Consider the following 16,156-nt stretch of genomic DNA (forward strand, 5'->3'; position numbering starts at 1 on the left):
AGGCGTCCCGAACGTCTTGCCCCATGCTCGTCGCCCGGCCGAGTGGGCATGGGGCATGGGGCCTAGGATGCGGAGGCGTCGCCTGCGGGCACCTTGAGCATCATGACGAAGCCGATGACGAAGAGCACGACGATGGAGAAGACGCCCAGGTTGCTGTTGCCGGTGAGCTGGGTCATGAAGCCCACGATGAACGTCCCCATGATGGCCGCGTACTTGCCGAAGATGTCAAAGAAGCCAAAGTACTCGTTGGCGTGCTCCTTGGGGGCGAGCTTGCCAAACTCCGAGCGGCTGAGCGCCTGGATGCCGCCCTGGAAGAGGCCGACCATGATGGCGAGGAACCAGAACTCCAGGGCGCTCTTGAGAAAGAACGCCGCGAAGCAGGTGATGAAGGTGTAGCCGGCTATGCCCACGAGCAGCATCGTGCGCGTGCCGAGCCTGCCGCCGAGCTTGCCGTAGGCGATGGCGGAGGGAAAGGCCACGAACTGGGTCACGAGCAGGGCGAGGAGCAGCTGGGTCGAGTCAATCCCCAGGTTGGCGCCATAGCTCGTGGCGAGCTTGATGATGGTGTGGACGCCGTCGATGTAGAAGAAGTACGCGATGATGTAAAAGCGCAGCTCGCGATTGGCCCAGATGTCCCTCAGCGTGCCTATGACGCCCCTGGCCGCCCTGGCGAGGGAGCCGTTCATGCGCGGCTTGAAGTGCCGCTGCTCCACGTTCTTGAGCAAAGGGATGGTAAAGGCGACCCACCAGGCGGCGGTGATCACGAAGGTGATCTGCATGGCCCGCTGCAGCTCCATGCCGAAGGGCCTCATGAGGACGACGAGCAGGCAGAGTATGAAGGGGATGACCGAGCCGATGTAGCCCCAGGCATAGCCCTGGCTCGACACGTCATCCATGCGCTCGTCGGAGGTGGTGTCCACCAGCAGGGCGTCATAGAAGACCATGGACGAGTTGAGCATGACCGACGACAGCACGTAGACCACGAGGAAGGCCATCGGGAGCGTGGGAAAGCCGAGAGCGACGGTGGCGACGACGCCGATTCCCACGGTGCCCACGATGAACCTCTTCTTCATGCCCTGCTGGTCGGCGATCGAGCCTAGGACGGGCATGAGCAGCGCGATCACGAGGGACGCCACCGTCTCGCCGTAGCTCCAGGCCACGAGTGCCGTGCCCTGCGCCGCCGGGTCGGCGGCCTTCACGAGCTGGTTGAAGTAGATGGGGATGAGCGTCGTGGCAAGCAGCACGAGGGCGGAGTTGCCCACGTCATACATGATCCAGCTCTTCTCGGCCCGGGTGAGCTTGGTGGTAGTCATGGGTGCGCCTTTCATGAGGACGACGTCGTCTTCGGTGAGCGTGCAAAGGCTCGTCCGTCGCGCCGTCGTCGGGCGGCGCCTGCACGCGGCCGGATTTGCCGCTTGCATCACGAGTCCCAAAACAAGAACATGATACTGGTCGCCTACGCGAAGGAGCAAGCATGCCCGCCGTCTTGACGCACGATTTCTTTGGGAGGGACGCCTATCCTCTGGCCGCCGACGCCTTGGGGCTCCTCTCGCTTGCCCAGCACGACGCCTTCATGCTGGGCAGCCAGGGTCCCGATCCGCTCTTTTACCTACGGGTCGTGCCTCGCGTCAAGGCGCGGGACCTTGCGGGGGGCCAGATGCACCACCAGCGGCCCGCGCTGCTGCTGGCGTCGCTGCATGACGCGCTGAGCATGCTGTCCCGTCCCGAGCGGGGCGTCGGCGTCGCCTACGCCGCCGGGTTCCTCTGCCACTATCTGCTGGACCGCAGCGTTCACCCCCTGGTGTTCTCGCAGGAGTACGGCATCTGCGACGTGGGCGTCGAGGGGCTTGACCGCTCCTGCGGCACCGTCGTCCACGCCGAGATCGAGCGCGACCTGGACGAGATGGTCCTCTTTGCCAAGACGGGGCAGACGGTCGAGGGCTACCAGCCCCACCGTCACGTCCTCGCCGCCGACGCGGACACGCTGCGCGTGATTGACAAGCTCTTCTTTTACATGAACCTCTGGACCTTCAGCAGGACCCTCTCGCTCGACTGCTACACCCGGGGCGTCAAGGCGTTCAGGCTGGCGCAGCGCGCGCTCTTCGCGTCGCGCGGCGGCAGGGGCCGCGTCCTCTGCGCGCTCGAGCGGCGTCTGGGGCATAGGCGCTACTCGCTCGTCGGGGCTATGGCGCATCGGGCGCGCAAGGCCGATGCGTCGCCCTTCGCCAACTCCGGTCACGAGGCATGGATCGACCCCTTTACCGGCGCGCTCAGCAGCGAGAGTTTCTGGGACCGCTACGAGGGCGCCCTCGCCACGCTTCCCGGCGCGCTTGACACCTTCCTCGCCGCGGGATTTGACCTTGCCGCTGCGCGCGAGCTCACGGGAGACCTCAACTTCTCGGGTCAGCCCGTCGATCCCGACGCGCTGGACGACCCCGCCGAGCCTCGTCCGGGCGTCACGCTGGGCGAGCCCGAGGTCCTGCCGGGGCGGGCGTGCGGGCGGTGAGCGAGGTCTCTGAGGCCACGCGCCACGTGATGCAGGCGAACAGGAGCAAGAACACGCGGCCCGAGCTGATGGTTCGCGAGGCGCTGCGCACGGCGGGGCTGGGGGGTTATCGCCTTCATTGGCGCAAGGCCGCCGGCAGCCCCGACATCTGCTACCCGGGCAGGCGCCTGGCCATCTTCGTCAACGGCTGCTTTTGGCACCGCTGCCCCCACTGCGGCCCCTCGCGACCGCGCACCAACGTCGAGTTCTGGGAGGCAAAGTTCGCCCGCAATCGCGCCCGTGACGCATCCAACCAGGGCCGGCTCGTCAGGGAGGGATGGACCGTGGCCGTCGTATGGGAATGCCGCCTTAGGGAGGAGCTGCGCCCGCGCGCCATGGAGGAGCTCGTCGCGCTGGTGCGCTCCTGTGAGACGACCCGTCAGTTCGGGCGCTTCGTTGAGATCGGATCGATGAGGCCCTGGCGGCTGCGCGTGACGTACGAGCGTCTTGCCCGGGCGCGCCGCAGGTAGCCGTCGCCTGGCCGAGGGCCCCTCGGTTGGCCCGCGTCGGCGTGCAGGTCTCGCAAAAGCTTGCTATCCTTACAGGGCCGCGGCGCGAGGAGTCGCGCGAGATGACGGGCGCGGCGAGAGGGAGGTCCCATGGCAACGTATGCGTTCTCTGACGTGCACGGTCATCGCGCGCCCCTCGAGCGCCTGCTGGAGCGTGTCGCACCCTCCGACGACGACACTATCTTCATGCTGGGAGACATGGTGGACCGCGGTCCCGACCCGGTGGGCGTCATGCGTCTGTGTCGATCCCTCAAGGGAGCCCAGGTGCTCATGGGCAACCACGAGGACCTCATGATGTCCTACGTCACATCGGGCGGATCGGCGGTCGCCCAGCTCAACTGGGAGATCAACGGCTCCCACACGACGCTCGCGGGTCTGGAGGCGTTGGGCGAGCCCGACCGTCTCGACCTGCTCGACTGGGTCTTCAACCTCCCCCTGTGCGGGGTGTGCGAGCTGGAGGGCCGCCTCTTCGTGCTGGTGCACGCCGGCATCCGCCCCCTTGCCCCCGCCACGGTCGTCCCGGCGTCCCTTACGCCCGAGACGCTGGCGCGCCTTCTCGACGACCAGGACGCCGAGGATCTCATGTGGATACGGGAGGAGTTCTGGTCCCGTCCGACGGGCCTGGTGGACGAGCAGGGCAGGGGCGCCGTCGTCATCGCCGGGCATACGCCCGCCGTCTATCTCACGCGCATGGCCGACCACCTTGAGCGCGAGCCCGTGGACGCCGACGGCCTCTGCCGGCAGGTTCGCGTGGGCGGCCAGCCTCAGACGGGCGGGGTCTGGGACCGCTGGGACATTGACGCGGGCGCCGCCGGCGGCGCGGGCTTTGGCCAGGTGTCCCTGCTGCGCCTTGATGACGGTGCCGAGTTCTACGAGCGTATCGCGGAGGGGGAGTAGCGTGCCTACGCCCCTTCGCGCACCCCGGGCGGTCGTGCGCTCGCCCTTGCCGGCCGCGTTTGACGCGGAGAGCCGCGTGCTGCTGCTGGGGTCGCTTCCCAGCCCCGCGTCTCGTGAGCTTGGCTACCACTACGCCAACCCCCACAATCGCTTCTGGCGCGTGCTCGCCGCCCTCTGGGACGAGCCGGTCCCCCGGGGCGGTGACGCGTGCCGCCTGTTTCTGACGCGCCATCACCTCGCCCTCCATGACGTGCTGCACAGCGCTCGCATACGGGGCGCGGCGGACGCGAGCATAGAGGACCCGGTTCCCAACGACCTCGCTCCGCTGCTCGCCGCCTCCCAGATCACGCGCGTCTTCTGCACCGGTAGCGTCGCCGCTCGGCTGTACGCGCGCCACATCGAGCCGACGATCGGCATGGCGTGCACCCGCCTGCCCTCGACGAGCCCCGCCAACGCCAGCTGGTCGCTCGAGCGGCTCGTCGCCGCCTACGAGCCCGTGCGCCAAGCCGTCGAGGAAGGGGGGCGGGCCCGTGCGTGAGAGCGCCGCCATCGACGCCGCCGCCCGCAGAGACCTGTCCGGCATGACCTGCGTCGCCGCGCGCTCGCTCCTTCATGGCTGCGTGAGCGTCGAGGAGGGGGCGGACGGCTGGCTTTGGCCCCTGCGCTTTTCCGCGTCGCAGCTCAGGGCCTTGGGAAGCGTCCGTGCCTGGCATCCGGGGCTCTACCGGGCGATGGCGCGCACCACGGCGGGCATCTGCCTGGAGTTCGTGACGGACGCGAGCCAGATGTCCCTCGAGCTTGCGCCGGACGGCGAGCCGCCCGCCACGCGCGCCGTCCTTGACTATGTGCCAAAGCGGCCCGGCGAGCCGGCGCCCTCGTCCCATGACGGTATCGCCGTCGAGGTTGACGGCGGGCCGGCCGATCTGCTGCCGCTCACGCGTCAACGCTCGACCGTCGACTTCTGGGTCCAGGGACGGCAGGAGTCTGCGGACGGCGCCGTCCAGCTGCCCGGCCTCGGTCGGACGCATCAGGTGCGCGTCTGGCTGCCCTGCCTGCGGGGCTGCCAGATTCGCGCGCTCAGGGGCAACGGCACCCTCATCGAGCCCGTCGCCGCCCGGCGTCAGCTGCTCGTGCTGGGCGACTCCATCGCGCAGGGCTTCGTCTGCGACGACCCGAGCCGCAGCTGGCCGGTCCTTCTCGCACGAGAGCTAGGCCTTGACGTGGTAAACCAGGGGCTGGGCGGCCAGGTCTTTCAGCCCGGCAGCCTGTTTGGCCTCAAGGCCGGCGTCGACGTGGCCTGCATCGTCGTGGCGCTGGGGGCAAACTATCGCTACGAGCCCTGTGACGCGCGCCGTGTCATGCGTGACGTCCAGCTCTACCTTGACGAGCTGTCGCGCCTGTGGCCCGACGTCCTCTGCCTCGTGGCCGACCCCCTCTGGCATGACGAGGGACGCTGGCCCTCCCATCCGCGCAGCTGCTGGCGTGAGGTGCCCCGCCTCATTGCCACGCAGGTCGCGCGCCACGGGCAGATGCGTCACGTCGAGGGGAGCCGCCTCATCGACCATCGCAGCTCGCTCATGGCCGACGGCTTCGAGCATCCCAACGCGGAGGGGTCGCGGCAGATCGCCCGGAGGCTCTCGCTCGTCTTCGCGACGCAGCGAACGGACGAGCCCTCGCGCCGTCGTCGCGCCGCCGCGCTCATGAAGGACGCCCCGCGCCGCTGTCTCCCCTTGGCCCAGATGATCCAGAGGAGCCTCGCGACAATCGAGCTCGCCGAGCGGGGATGCGTGGTGGCGCGGACGCCTGACGGCATTCAGACCATCTGGGCCGACGACGCGCAGCTGGGGCGAGACGCCCTCGCCATGGTCGTGGACGCCCCTCTCGCCGTGCTCCTCGAGCCCTGCCTCGTCCGCGACGCGGGGCTCGTGGCGGGCCTCACCGACGTCGCGCCCTTCCATCTGTGCAGCTATGAGCGCACCCGAGCGCTGACGCCGCCGCGCGGCCTTGAGGTGCGGCCCCTGGACGAGAGCCACCTGCCGAAGGTGCTGGCCGGCTATGCCCACCCCGAATACACGAGCGAGGCCGCGCTGCGCGCGCTGCTGGGCGAGGGGCGCATCCTGGGAGGCTTTGCGGACGGCGTCCTCACAGGCTTCATCGGTGAGCACCCGTGCGGGTCCCTGGGCATGCTCGAGGTGTTCGTCCCGTTCAGACGTAGGGGCTGGGCGCGCGCCCTGCTCTGCGCAAAGATCAATGAGCAGCTTGCGAAAGGATGGGTTCCCTGGGCGGAGGTCTACCCCGACAACGCCGCGTCGCTCGCGCTCGTGCGCAGCCTGGGCCTGCGCGTGCTGCCCGCCAACGAGACCTGCTACGTGAGCCGCCTGAGCTGACTCGTCATGCCGTTTGTGTCCGAGCCCTTTGCTACCATGTGCCCAGACACAGGGAGGAACCATGACAACGCTTCACAACGTCCTCGCGCCCGAGCTCACGGGCGCGCTCTCCGCCCGCGCCGCCGCGGCCGTGCGTGACCTGCGCTCGCAAGGAGGGCTGTCACCCGCCGCCACGCCGGACGCCGCCTGCCTGCGGCGCGACGCCTCGGCAGACCGCCCGACGCTGCTGCGCCCCGCCTTCGTGCGCGACTGCGAGAAGATCATGCACATTCCTGCCTACAACCGCCTCAACGGCAAGACCCAGGTGTTCTCGTTTGCCGCAAATGACGACATAACCCGGCGCAACCTTCATGAGCAGCTCGTTTGTCGCGTCGCCCGCGACATCGGACGCGCGCTCGGGCTCAACCTCGACCTCATCGAGGCCATCTCGCTCGGCCATGACGTGGGTCACACGCCCTTTGGCCACGCGGGCGAGCGCTTCCTCAACGAGGTGTATCACGCGCGCACGGGCCGCTGGTTCTTCCATAACGTGCAGAGCGCACGCGTCCTCGACGTGCTGTACGGGCGCAACGTCTCGCTGCAGGTTCTTGACGGCGTGATCTGCCATAACGGTGAGTTCGAGCAGCAGGTCTTCGAGACGAGCGGCCTCGCGGACTTTGACGCCTTCGATCGCGTGGTGGCCTCCTGCTGGCGCAAGGGCGCACGGGTCATAGGCCATCTGAGGCCCATGACGCTCGAGGGCTGCGTGGTGCGCGTCTCTGACATCATCGCGTACGTCGGCAAGGACCGCCAGGACGCCATCAGGGCGGGGCTGGTGGGGGAGGACGGCTTCGACGACGGTCTGGGCGGCGCCTACAACGCCTGGGCCCTGAGGGCGTTCGTCGCCGACATCGTCGAGAGCAGCGTGGGCACGTCGCGCATCATGATGAGCGAGGCGGGCTTTGCCGAGCTCAGGAGGGCAAAGCGCGAAAACTACGACAAGATCTACAGCTCGTCGGAGGTCAGCGGCGATGTGCCTCATGCCGTCGGCGAGCTGTTTTGGCGCCTGTACGAGCGCGAGCTTCTGGCCCTCGCGACACACGATAGAGCGGACCCCATCTTCTTAGACCACATCCTTCCGCTCGAGCGCCATCTCTCCCACTACGGGAGGGATTATGCGTGGGAGGGGGACCCCGACCAGGTCGTCTGCGACTTCATCAGCTCCATGACGGACGACTACTTCGTCTCGCTCACGACGCGGCTGTTCCCGGACGCGAGGGCGCTCTTCCCGCGCCGCGCGTGAGCGAAGCGCCGGGCCCGGGCGTCGCCACATCCCACGCAGAGAGAACATCGCGACGCCCGGTGACCCTCGTTTGGGCCGTCCTGCGCGACGACGGGTACAATGGCTCCCATGGACACGCTGTTCTCACATGCGGAGCGCAAGATGCGCGCCGCCAACGCGCCGCTCGCCGTGCGCATGCGCCCCTCGACCCTCGAAGGGTACGTGGGGCAGGACCGGGCGGTGGGGGCGGGGTCCTGGCTGCGGCGCGCCATCGAGCATGACACGCTCTCCTCCGTCATCCTCTACGGTCCCGCGGGCACGGGCAAGACCACCCTGGCCCGAATCATAGCCAACACCACCCATGCCGAGTTCGTCGAGGTGTCAGCCGTCATGGGCACGGTCAAGGACCTGAGGAGGGAGGTTGACGAGGCGAGCCGTCGCCTGCTGCTCCAGGGACGGCGCACCATCCTCTTCGTCGACGAGATCCATCGCTTCAACCGCTCGCAGCAGGACGCCCTGCTCCATGCCGTCGAGGATCGCACGGTCGTCCTCGTGGGGGCCACGACGGAGAACCCCTACTTTGAGGTCAACGCCGCCCTCCTGAGCCGCTCGCGGGTCGTGGAGCTTGGGCCGCTGGGCGACGAGGCGCTGCGCACGCTCGTGCGCCGCGCGCTGTCTGACCCCGACGGCCTTGCCGGGTCCTTCGCGCTGACGGACGAGGCGCTTGACGAGATCGTCACCCTGGCCGGCGGGGACGCGCGAGCCGCCCTCACCTCGCTCGAGCTTGCGAGCCAGATGGCGACGCCCCCCTCGGCAGGCGAGGTCGCAGAGGCGCGCGACCCCCTGCTCATCGAGGCGCGCCACGTGCTCGAGGCCAACCCCCGCCGCGGCCTGAGCTACGACAAGGCCGGCGACATGCACTACGACGTCATCTCCGCCTTCATCAAGTCCATGCGCGGCAGCGATCCCGACGCCGCCCTGTACTGGCTCGCGCGCATGATCGACGCGGGGGAGGACCCCAAGTTCATCGCCCGCCGCATCTTCATCCTCGCCTCCGAGGACGTCGGCAACGCCGACCCACAGGCGCTCCTCGTCGCCGATGCCGCATTCAGGGCCGCGGAGGTCATCGGCTACCCGGAGTGTCGGATCAACTTGGCGCAGGCGGCCCTCTACATGGCGCTCGCGCCCAAGTCCAACGCCGCCGAGGCGGGCATTGACGCCGCCCTCAGGGAGGTGCGGGAGGGGCCGCGCCGCGAGGTGCCCAGCCACCTGCGCGACCGGCATCGTCCCGGCTCCGACGAATACGGCAGCTACCGGTATCCGCATGACTTCCCGGGAGGCTGGGTCGACCAGCGCTATCTGCCCGACGGCCTTGAGCGCGGCAGCTTCTTTCATCCCGGCGACCGGGGGTGGGAGGGCTGGCGCATCGACGCCACGGCACGGGACCGCACGCCGGGCGCGGGCGCGCCCCCGACGCCCGTCCCGCCGTCGGGCGGCTCGTCATGACGTCCCTGTGGACGGCCCCTCCCGGCCCGCCCGCGCCCGCGGCAGCGGCCGCCGGCGCACGTTCGGGTAGAATGAGCCAGACACGTCCGTAGACGCCCCTCGGGGCAAGGAAGAGGTTGAACACCATGGATCTGCTGCAGCTTGGGCTCATCGTGCTGGTCGTGGCAGGCATCTGGGCGCTCGTCGAGCTGGCCCTCACCATCCGCAAGGCGCGTGGGACCGTCGAGGTGCTCGGGCGCTCCGCCAACGACACCATCGAGCAGGTCCAGCCCGTCATAGCCAAGCTGGACGGCACGATGGACGACCTCCAGCCCGCCATCAAGCAGGTCGATCCCCTAGTGGAGAAGATCGGCGTCGCCGTCGTCGAGGCGACGCAGTCCGTGGGCAAGGTCAACGTCATCCTCGACGACGTCTCGCACGTCTCGGGCACCGCCGCCGACGTGACGGGCGTTGTGAACCAGGTCGCGAACAATGCGGCCTCGAGCGTCAACGGTGTCATCAACCGGATCACGGGAAAGGCCCCCGCCGACGCGGGCCGCATCGCGGGCGGGACCGACGGCGCCGACGCGGCCCCCGCCGCCGATTTTGAGGCGCCCTCGCGGCGACAGGCGGGCTACATCACCTATGACCACGACGCCGGTGCAGATGCCGCCGCGCATGAGGACGCTTCCGCGCAGGGCGACGCAGAGAGCAAGTAAGGAGCACGGATCTATGAGCACGGAGTCACCTACCAATCTGGGCAGCGTCAATCTGACCGTCCCCGCCGAGCCCGCCTTCGCGCGCTCGGTGCGCATGATGGCGTCAAACCTCGCCGTCGTCTGCGGCATGGGCATCGATGACGTCGAGGACGTCCGCATGGCGGCGGAGGAGGGCTTCGTGTACTGCTGCGCCACGGCGCCGCAGCGTTGTGACGTCTCCTTCGCGCTGGAAGAGGGCGCCATCACCATCGACTTCGCGCTGGGGCAGGCGCGCGACGAGGAGATCGAGGCCAGCGGCGTCGACCTGTCGTTGGCCGAGCTGCTGCTTGCGGCCGTGACCGACGACTTCGCCCTCACCCAGGGCAACGTGCTTCACGTCGTCAAGCGGGCGCCGACCGCGGACGGTGCCCATGCCTAGCGCAGACGCCGCGCGCCCCCGCCCCTCCTCCCGCACCGCGACCGCGACGGACGCCCCCTCCCGCCGGCTTTCGCGCCGTGTCCCCAAGGGCAAGCTCGCCTGGGACAAGGAGCGAACGCGCGAGCTCTTCCGACGCTATAAGGACGAGGGCGACGAGGACGCCCGCCAGCAGCTGGTGGTGAGCCACCTCAACCTGGTGCGCTTCCTCGCCTCCAAGTTCAAGAACCGCGGCGAGCCGCTCGACGACCTCATTCAGGTGGGCACCATCGGCCTCATCAAGGCCGTGGACCGCTTTGACCCTTCGCGCGGCCTGGAGTTCACCACGTTCGCGACGCCCACGATCCTCGGCGAGATCCGTCGTCACTTTCGCGACAAGGGATGGTCGGTCCGCGTGCCCCGTCGCCTGCAGGAGCTCTCCGCCAAGGTCAACCAAACGAAGGAGCTGCTTACGAAGGACCTCCACCGCGAGCCGTCGGTGGAGGAGGTCGCACAGGCCCTCGAGGTGTCCGTCGACGAGGTCCTCGAGGCCATGGAGTCGTCGAGCGCCTACAGCACCATCTCGCTGGAGGGGGGCGCCACCACGGATGACGACGAGGAGGCGCCCTCGGTCCTCGACCGGCGCGGCGAGGACGACCAGGGCCTGGTCTCCGCCGACGACCGCCTGTCCATCGAGGAGGCGATACGCGACTTCTCCTCCCGCGAGCAGGACATCATCCGCATGCGCTTTTTGGAGGGGCTCACGCAGGTGGAGATCGCCGGCAAGCTGGGCATATCGCAGGTCCAGGTGTCCAGGCTGCTGCGTCGGACCCTCAAGAAGCTCCAGGACAAGATCGGCCCCAACGACCTGCCCTAGCCCGCGGCGCGCCCGTCGCCCGCGAGGCGCCCGCCCGGCAGGCGTGGGAATTCCGCGCAGGTCGTCGCCCGCGGGCAGAAACATCCCTCCGGCACCAGGCCCGGGGGGTATTCTTAATGACGTTTGAGAATCCATGGCGTCCGAGAGCCCCTGACGTCTGACTGCGAGGAGAAGCATGAGCGGCACCGACTACAAGACCATGACCACGGCGGAGATTCGCAGTGACTTCCTGGCGTTCTTCGAGGGCAAGGGCTGCAGGCTCTACCCCTCGTCCTCCCTCGTCCCCGAGGACCCCTCGCTGCTCCTCGCCAACGCGGGCATGAACCAGTTCAAGGAGTACTATCAGGGTCTCAAGACCATGAGGGAGATAGGGGCCTGCTCCTGCCAGAAGTGCCTGCGCACCAACGACATAGAGAACATCGGCGACTCGCGCCACCTGTCGTTCTTCGAGATGCTGGGCAACTTCTCCTTCGGCGGCTACTCCAAGGCCGACGCCATCGCCTGGGCCTGGGAGTTCATCACCTCCGTGGACCATCTGGGGCTGCCTCAGGACCGTCTGTACATGACGGTCTTCGAGGACGACGAGGAGGCCATCGACCTCTGGCGGGCCCAGGGCGTCGCCCCCGACCACATCTCGCGCCTGGGCGAGGAGGACAACTTCTGGGCGGCCGGGCCGACGGGACCCTGCGGCCCCTGCTCCGAGATCTACTTTGACCAGGGACCCGAGTTTGAGGGCGAGCGGCCGGGGGATGACGGCGATCGTTTCCTGGAGTTCTGGAACCTCGTCTTCACGCAGTACGACCGTCAGGAGGACGGCTCCATGCCCGAGCTGCCCCATCGCAACATCGACACGGGCATGGGCCTCGAGCGCATCGCCGCCATCATGCAGCACGAAGGCTCCAACTACGAGGGCGACGTGCTGCGCACGCTCATCGGCGTGGGAGAGGGGCTCTCCGGCCTCAACTATCACCAGAGTCGCTCGATCGACAAGAGCCTGCGCATCCTGGCCGACCACGCCCGCGCCGTCACGTTCATGATCGGCGACGGCATCCTCCCCTCCAACGAGGGGCGTGGCTACGTGCTGCGCCGCCTGCTGCGCCGCGCCGTCTACCACGGCCGCCTGCTGGGCGTCAGGGAGCGCTTCCTCGTCACCTACGCCCACGAGGTCATGCGCCTCATGGCGGACGTCTACCCGCAGCTCGAGGAGAATCGCGCCCTCATCGACGGCATCATCTCCGCCGAGGAGGAGCGCTTTGGCCAGACGCTCGACGCCGGCGAGGCGAGCCTCTCCGCCGAGCTCGCCGGCCTTGCCGAGGGACAGGCCCTTGCGGGCGAGGTCGCCTTCAAGCTGCATGACACCTACGGCTTTCCCATCGACCTCACGCGCGAGATCGCCGAGGCGGCCGGGCACGGGGTGGACATGGCGGCCTTCGACCGCGAGATGTCCGCACAGAAGGAGCGTGCGCGGCAGAGCGCCAACCGCGACGCCTGGGGCCAGGCCGCGAGCGTGTGGGTGGGCCTCTCGGACCGCCTGCCCCAGACCGTCTTCACGGGGTACGACGACGACGTCTGTCGCGGGGCCAAGGTGCTGGCGCTGGTGTCCACCGACGGCGACCTTCTGGACGTCGCCCGCGTCGGCGACGCCGTCGAGGTCGTGCTTGACCGCACGAGCTTCTATGGCGAGATGGGCGGCCAGGTGGGCGACACGGGCAGGCTCGAAGGGCAGGGCGTGCGCCTTCTGATCGGCGACACCCGCCATCACGACGGCGGCCTCGTGGCCCACGTCGCCGACGTCGAGGCCGGCGAGGTCAGGCCCGGCGACGTCGTGGACGCCGTCGTCGACCACGGCAGGCGCGAGCTCATCCGACGCAACCACACCGCGACCCACCTGCTTGACGCCGCGCTCAAGCAGGTGCTGGGCGACCATGTGAGCCAGGCGGGGTCCCTCGTCGCCCCCGACAGGCTCCGCTTTGACTTCACGCACTTCGAGGCCATGACCGCCGAGGAGCTCGCGCGTGTCGAGGGCCTGGTGAACGCGGAGATCTTTGCGGCCGAGCCCATCGTCACCGCAGTCATGGGCATCGAGGACGCCAAGGCGTCCGGCGCCGTCGCGCTGTTTGGCGAGAAGTACGGCGACGTGGTGCGCGTCGTATCCACGGGCGAGGGCGAGCGCGCCTTCTCGCGCGAGCTCTGCGGCGGCACCCATGCGCGCAACACGGCGGAGCTCGGCCTGTTCAAGATCGTCTCCGAGGGGTCGGTGGGCTCCAACGCCCGTCGCCTCGAGGCGGTCACGTCCGCAGGCGCCATCGAGTACGTTGACGAGCGCCTCCAGACGCTCGACGACGCCGCTCGCGCGCTCAAGTGCCGTCCCCGGGACCTCACGGCACGGCTGACCTCGCTCGAGGAGGAGCTGCGTGACCTAAGGAGGCAGCTCGACGAGGCGTCGTTCGGCGCATCGTCGAGCGGGCTTTCCGCCGCCATCGACGACGCCGTGAGCCTGGCGGGCTACCGCTGCGTGTTCGCCCGCCTCGAGGGCGCCGACGGCAAGGAGCTGCGTCGCGTGTGGGACAGCGTGCGCGACTCGCTTGGCGCGGGCCCCTCCGCCTGCGTCGTGGCCTCGAAGACCTCCGACGGCAAGGTCGCGCTGCTCGCGGCGGGCACCGACGCCGCCGTCAAGGCGGGCTTCGACGCGGGCGGCGTCATCAAGCAGATCGTGGGGCACGTGGGAGGTCGCGGCGGCGGCAGGCCCACCATGGCCCAGGCCGGCGGCTCCGACCCCGCAGGCATCGACGAGGCGCTCGCGGCGGCCAAGACGCTGCTGGGTGCCTAGGTCGTGCCCGGGCGGGGCATGAGGGCCCTCGCGCTCGACATCGGCGAGGTGCGCATCGGCATCGCGGCGACGGACGCCTCGGGTGCCGTTGCCGTTCCCGTGAAGGTGCTGCCGGCCCGCGAGGTCCTCTCGCACGCCGTGAGCTTCAGGCGCGTCCTCGATGACTATGAGCCCGAGGTGCTCGTCTGCGGGCGCCCCCTGACCCTTTCGGGCGAGGAGGGCCCGCAGGCGCTCCGCGTCATGGCGCAGGCCCGCGACATCGCCGCCTCCTGCGCTCTTCCCCTGGAGTTTGAGGACGAGAGGCTGAGCTCCGCCGAGGCCAAGCGTATCCTGAGGCGACAGGGCCTCAGCGAGCGCGCCATGCGTGGTCGCGTTGACATGGTCGCCGCTTCGCTGATACTGCAAACTTGGATTGACGCCAACGGCACGGAGGGTGGACGAGATGGCTGACGCGCAAGGACGACGCTCCGGAAGGCACGCCGCCCGTCCCGGCGGTGCGGGCCCGGCAAGGCGCATCGACGTCGGCGCCGCCGCCGGCACGACGAGGCCTGCGGGGCCTGCGCGCCGCGTCGGGCGGACGCAGGGGCGTCGTCCCCATGACGGTGCCTCCCGGCGGCGCGGCTCCCGGCTGGCGCCCGTGGTGACGCTGCTGCTCCTGCTCGTCGTCGGCGCCGGCGTCCTGATTGGCGCCCGTCACGTCCTGCAAGGCCCCCCGCAGCCCACGGGCCTGCAAAACGCCGGTCAGACGGTCAGCGTGACCATCCCGTCGGGGGCCTCGACCGCCGACATCGCCAGGATCCTTTGCGACGCCGGCGTCATCGCGGACGAGGTCTCGTTCAAGCGGGCCGTGAGCGACCAGAACGCCGGCACCACCATGAAGAGCGGCGACTATGACCTTGTCGCCGGCGCCGACGTCGCCTCCATCGTGGCCCAGCTCGTACAGGGGCCCAACTCGACGGCCAAGCGGCTCGCCATCGCCGAGGGCCTCACGGTGCGCAAGACGGCCGAGGTCGTCCAGGCCTCCCTGGGCATCCCGGCGGACGACTTCCTCGCGCAGGCGAAGGCGTCGCGTTACGCGTCCGACTACCCGTTCCTCTCGTCTGCCCAAGATGACTCGCTCGAAGGCTACCTCTATCCCAAGACCTACGACTTTGGCGGAACGACTCCGACGGCCGACAGCGTGATTCGCGCCATGCTCGATCAGTACGCCAGCGAGGTGGGGTCACTGGACTTTGCCGCGGCCGAGTCACAGCTTGCGGCTCGCTACGGCGTCACGGTGAGCGACTATGACGTGATCAGGCTCGCCTCCATCATCGAGAGGGAGGCGCTCACCGACGATGACCGGACCAAGATCGCCTCGGTCATGTACAACCGGCTCAGGCAGGGCATGTACCTGCAGAGCGACGCCACCATGGGGTACGTGACGGACGGTCCGGTGACGGCGGAGGTGCTCAAGCGCGAGAGCCCCTACAACACCTACCTGCACCCCGGCTTTCCCCCGACCCCCATCTGCGCGCCCAGCCTCGCCTCGATCAAGGCCGCCCTGAACCCCGATGACACCAACTACCTCTACTTTTGGATCACCGACAGCGAGCACGTCTTCTCAGAGACGTACGAGCAGCACCAAAAGGCCATCGCCGCCGCGACGGGCGGCGAGGGGGCCGACTCGTGACGGGCGCGCTCACGGCCTGGCGCTACGTCTCGTCCATCGACCTCATCGACGTCGATGGGCTCGTGAAGTCGGGCGTCTCGTGCGTCCTCTTCGACCGTGACAATACCTGCGTGCCGCGCGACGCGACCACGGCGCCCCCAAAGGTCGTCGCCTGGTTTGACCGGGTGAGGACCGCGGGCCTGAGCGCGTGCATGGTGTCGAACAACATTCACTCGGCCGCCGTCGAGCGCAGCGCCCGCGAGCTGGGCACGCAGGTGGTGCACCACGCCATGAAGCCCCTTCCCTTCGCCGTCTGGCGCGCGCTCGCGCTCATGGGCGCCACGCGGGAGCAGGCGGTGCTCGTGGGCGACCAGGTCTACACCGACGTGCTCGCCGGCCACCTCGCCGGCGTCCGCACCATCCTGGTGCGGCCCCAGTCCGCCGAGGACCTCTGGTACACGAAGGTGCTCCGTCGCCTTGAGCGGCACGTCATCGGCGACAGGGACTTTGAGGGGGAGTGAGCTGCGCCGGCGCCGTGTCCCCGTCCATCCCTCGCCGCGCTCGATGCTAGAATCGCTCTCGAACACATGCGAGCATGAGG

The 16,156-nt window shown here is 69.0% G+C and carries 15 protein-coding genes; 14 read left to right on the plus strand and 1 reads right to left on the minus strand.

All coding sequences use genetic code 11. The annotated features are described in order from the left end of the window. Positions 1 to 62: 62 nt before the first annotated feature. Positions 63 to 1,313, minus strand: a complete 1,251-nt coding sequence (locus HMPREF2826_RS06300; protein ID WP_070640282.1) for an MFS transporter — start codon at positions 1,311 to 1,313, stop codon at positions 63 to 65. Positions 1,314 to 1,474: 161 nt separating this feature from the next. Between HMPREF2826_RS06300 and HMPREF2826_RS06305 the strand changes: the two genes are divergently transcribed. The 14 genes from HMPREF2826_RS06305 (at position 1,475) to HMPREF2826_RS06370 (ending at position 16,076) form a co-directional block, all read left to right on the plus strand. Beyond that, positions 1,475 to 2,506, plus strand: coding sequence for a hypothetical protein (locus HMPREF2826_RS06305; RefSeq protein WP_070640285.1), 1,032 nt, complete (start codon positions 1,475 to 1,477; stop codon positions 2,504 to 2,506). Next, positions 2,503 to 3,015, plus strand: coding sequence for a very short patch repair endonuclease (locus tag HMPREF2826_RS06310; RefSeq protein ID WP_246824705.1), 513 nt, complete (start codon positions 2,503 to 2,505; stop codon positions 3,013 to 3,015). The genes HMPREF2826_RS06305 and HMPREF2826_RS06310 overlap by 4 nt, the downstream gene beginning before the upstream one ends. A gap of 129 nt (positions 3,016 to 3,144) precedes the next feature. Continuing rightward, a complete protein-coding gene (locus HMPREF2826_RS06315) occupies positions 3,145 to 3,951 on the plus strand; it encodes a metallophosphoesterase family protein (RefSeq protein ID WP_070640292.1) in 807 nt (268 codons plus the stop codon). 1 nt (position 3,952) lies between these two features. Then, the gene (locus HMPREF2826_RS06320; RefSeq protein ID WP_246824706.1) at positions 3,953 to 4,489 is read left to right on the plus strand and encodes a DNA-deoxyinosine glycosylase; all 537 of its coding nucleotides are present in this window, start codon (positions 3,953 to 3,955) and stop codon (positions 4,487 to 4,489) included. Continuing rightward, positions 4,482 to 6,338, plus strand: a complete 1,857-nt coding sequence (locus tag HMPREF2826_RS06325) for a GDSL-type esterase/lipase family protein (RefSeq protein WP_148138347.1) — start codon at positions 4,482 to 4,484, stop codon at positions 6,336 to 6,338. Before HMPREF2826_RS06320 ends, HMPREF2826_RS06325 begins: the two co-directional genes overlap by 8 nt. 61 nt (positions 6,339 to 6,399) lie before the next feature. Next, the gene (locus HMPREF2826_RS06330) at positions 6,400 to 7,620 is read left to right on the plus strand and encodes a deoxyguanosinetriphosphate triphosphohydrolase family protein (protein WP_070640295.1); all 1,221 of its coding nucleotides are present in this window, start codon (positions 6,400 to 6,402) and stop codon (positions 7,618 to 7,620) included. A 108-nt stretch (positions 7,621 to 7,728) separates the two neighbouring features. Continuing rightward, the gene (locus HMPREF2826_RS06335; protein WP_070641215.1) at positions 7,729 to 9,105 is read left to right on the plus strand and encodes a replication-associated recombination protein A; all 1,377 of its coding nucleotides are present in this window, start codon (positions 7,729 to 7,731) and stop codon (positions 9,103 to 9,105) included. A gap of 125 nt (positions 9,106 to 9,230) precedes the next feature. Next, positions 9,231 to 9,803 carry a DUF948 domain-containing protein gene (locus tag HMPREF2826_RS06340; RefSeq protein WP_148138348.1) on the plus strand — a complete coding sequence of 191 codons (573 nt, stop codon included), beginning with the start codon at positions 9,231 to 9,233 and terminating at the stop codon, positions 9,801 to 9,803. Positions 9,804 to 9,816: 13 nt separating this feature from the next. Beyond that, entirely contained in the window at positions 9,817 to 10,221 is a 405-nt protein-coding gene (locus HMPREF2826_RS06345) for a hypothetical protein (protein WP_070640298.1), read from the plus strand. Beyond that, positions 10,214 to 11,074: a SigB/SigF/SigG family RNA polymerase sigma factor gene (locus tag HMPREF2826_RS06350; RefSeq protein WP_070640301.1), complete on the plus strand. Its 861-nt coding sequence runs from the start codon at positions 10,214 to 10,216 to the stop codon at positions 11,072 to 11,074. The genes HMPREF2826_RS06345 and HMPREF2826_RS06350 overlap by 8 nt, the downstream gene beginning before the upstream one ends. A gap of 175 nt (positions 11,075 to 11,249) precedes the next feature. After that, positions 11,250 to 13,904: an alanine--tRNA ligase gene (alaS, locus tag HMPREF2826_RS06355; protein ID WP_070640304.1), complete on the plus strand. Its 2,655-nt coding sequence runs from the start codon at positions 11,250 to 11,252 to the stop codon at positions 13,902 to 13,904. An 18-nt stretch (positions 13,905 to 13,922) separates the two neighbouring features. Continuing rightward, entirely contained in the window at positions 13,923 to 14,354 is a 432-nt protein-coding gene (gene ruvX, locus HMPREF2826_RS06360) for a Holliday junction resolvase RuvX (protein ID WP_070640307.1), read from the plus strand. Next, positions 14,347 to 15,576, plus strand: coding sequence for an endolytic transglycosylase MltG (mltG, locus tag HMPREF2826_RS06365; protein WP_083307315.1), 1,230 nt, complete (start codon positions 14,347 to 14,349; stop codon positions 15,574 to 15,576). Before ruvX ends, mltG begins: the two co-directional genes overlap by 8 nt. Further along, on the plus strand, positions 15,573 to 16,076 hold the full coding sequence (locus HMPREF2826_RS06370) for a YqeG family HAD IIIA-type phosphatase (RefSeq protein WP_070640310.1): 504 nt from the start codon (positions 15,573 to 15,575) through the stop codon (positions 16,074 to 16,076). Before mltG ends, HMPREF2826_RS06370 begins: the two co-directional genes overlap by 4 nt. Positions 16,077 to 16,156 lie beyond the last annotated feature (80 nt).

The organism is Olsenella sp. HMSC062G07, assembly GCF_001811895.1.
Classification (GTDB): domain Bacteria; phylum Actinomycetota; class Coriobacteriia; order Coriobacteriales; family Atopobiaceae; genus Olsenella_F; species Olsenella_F massiliensis.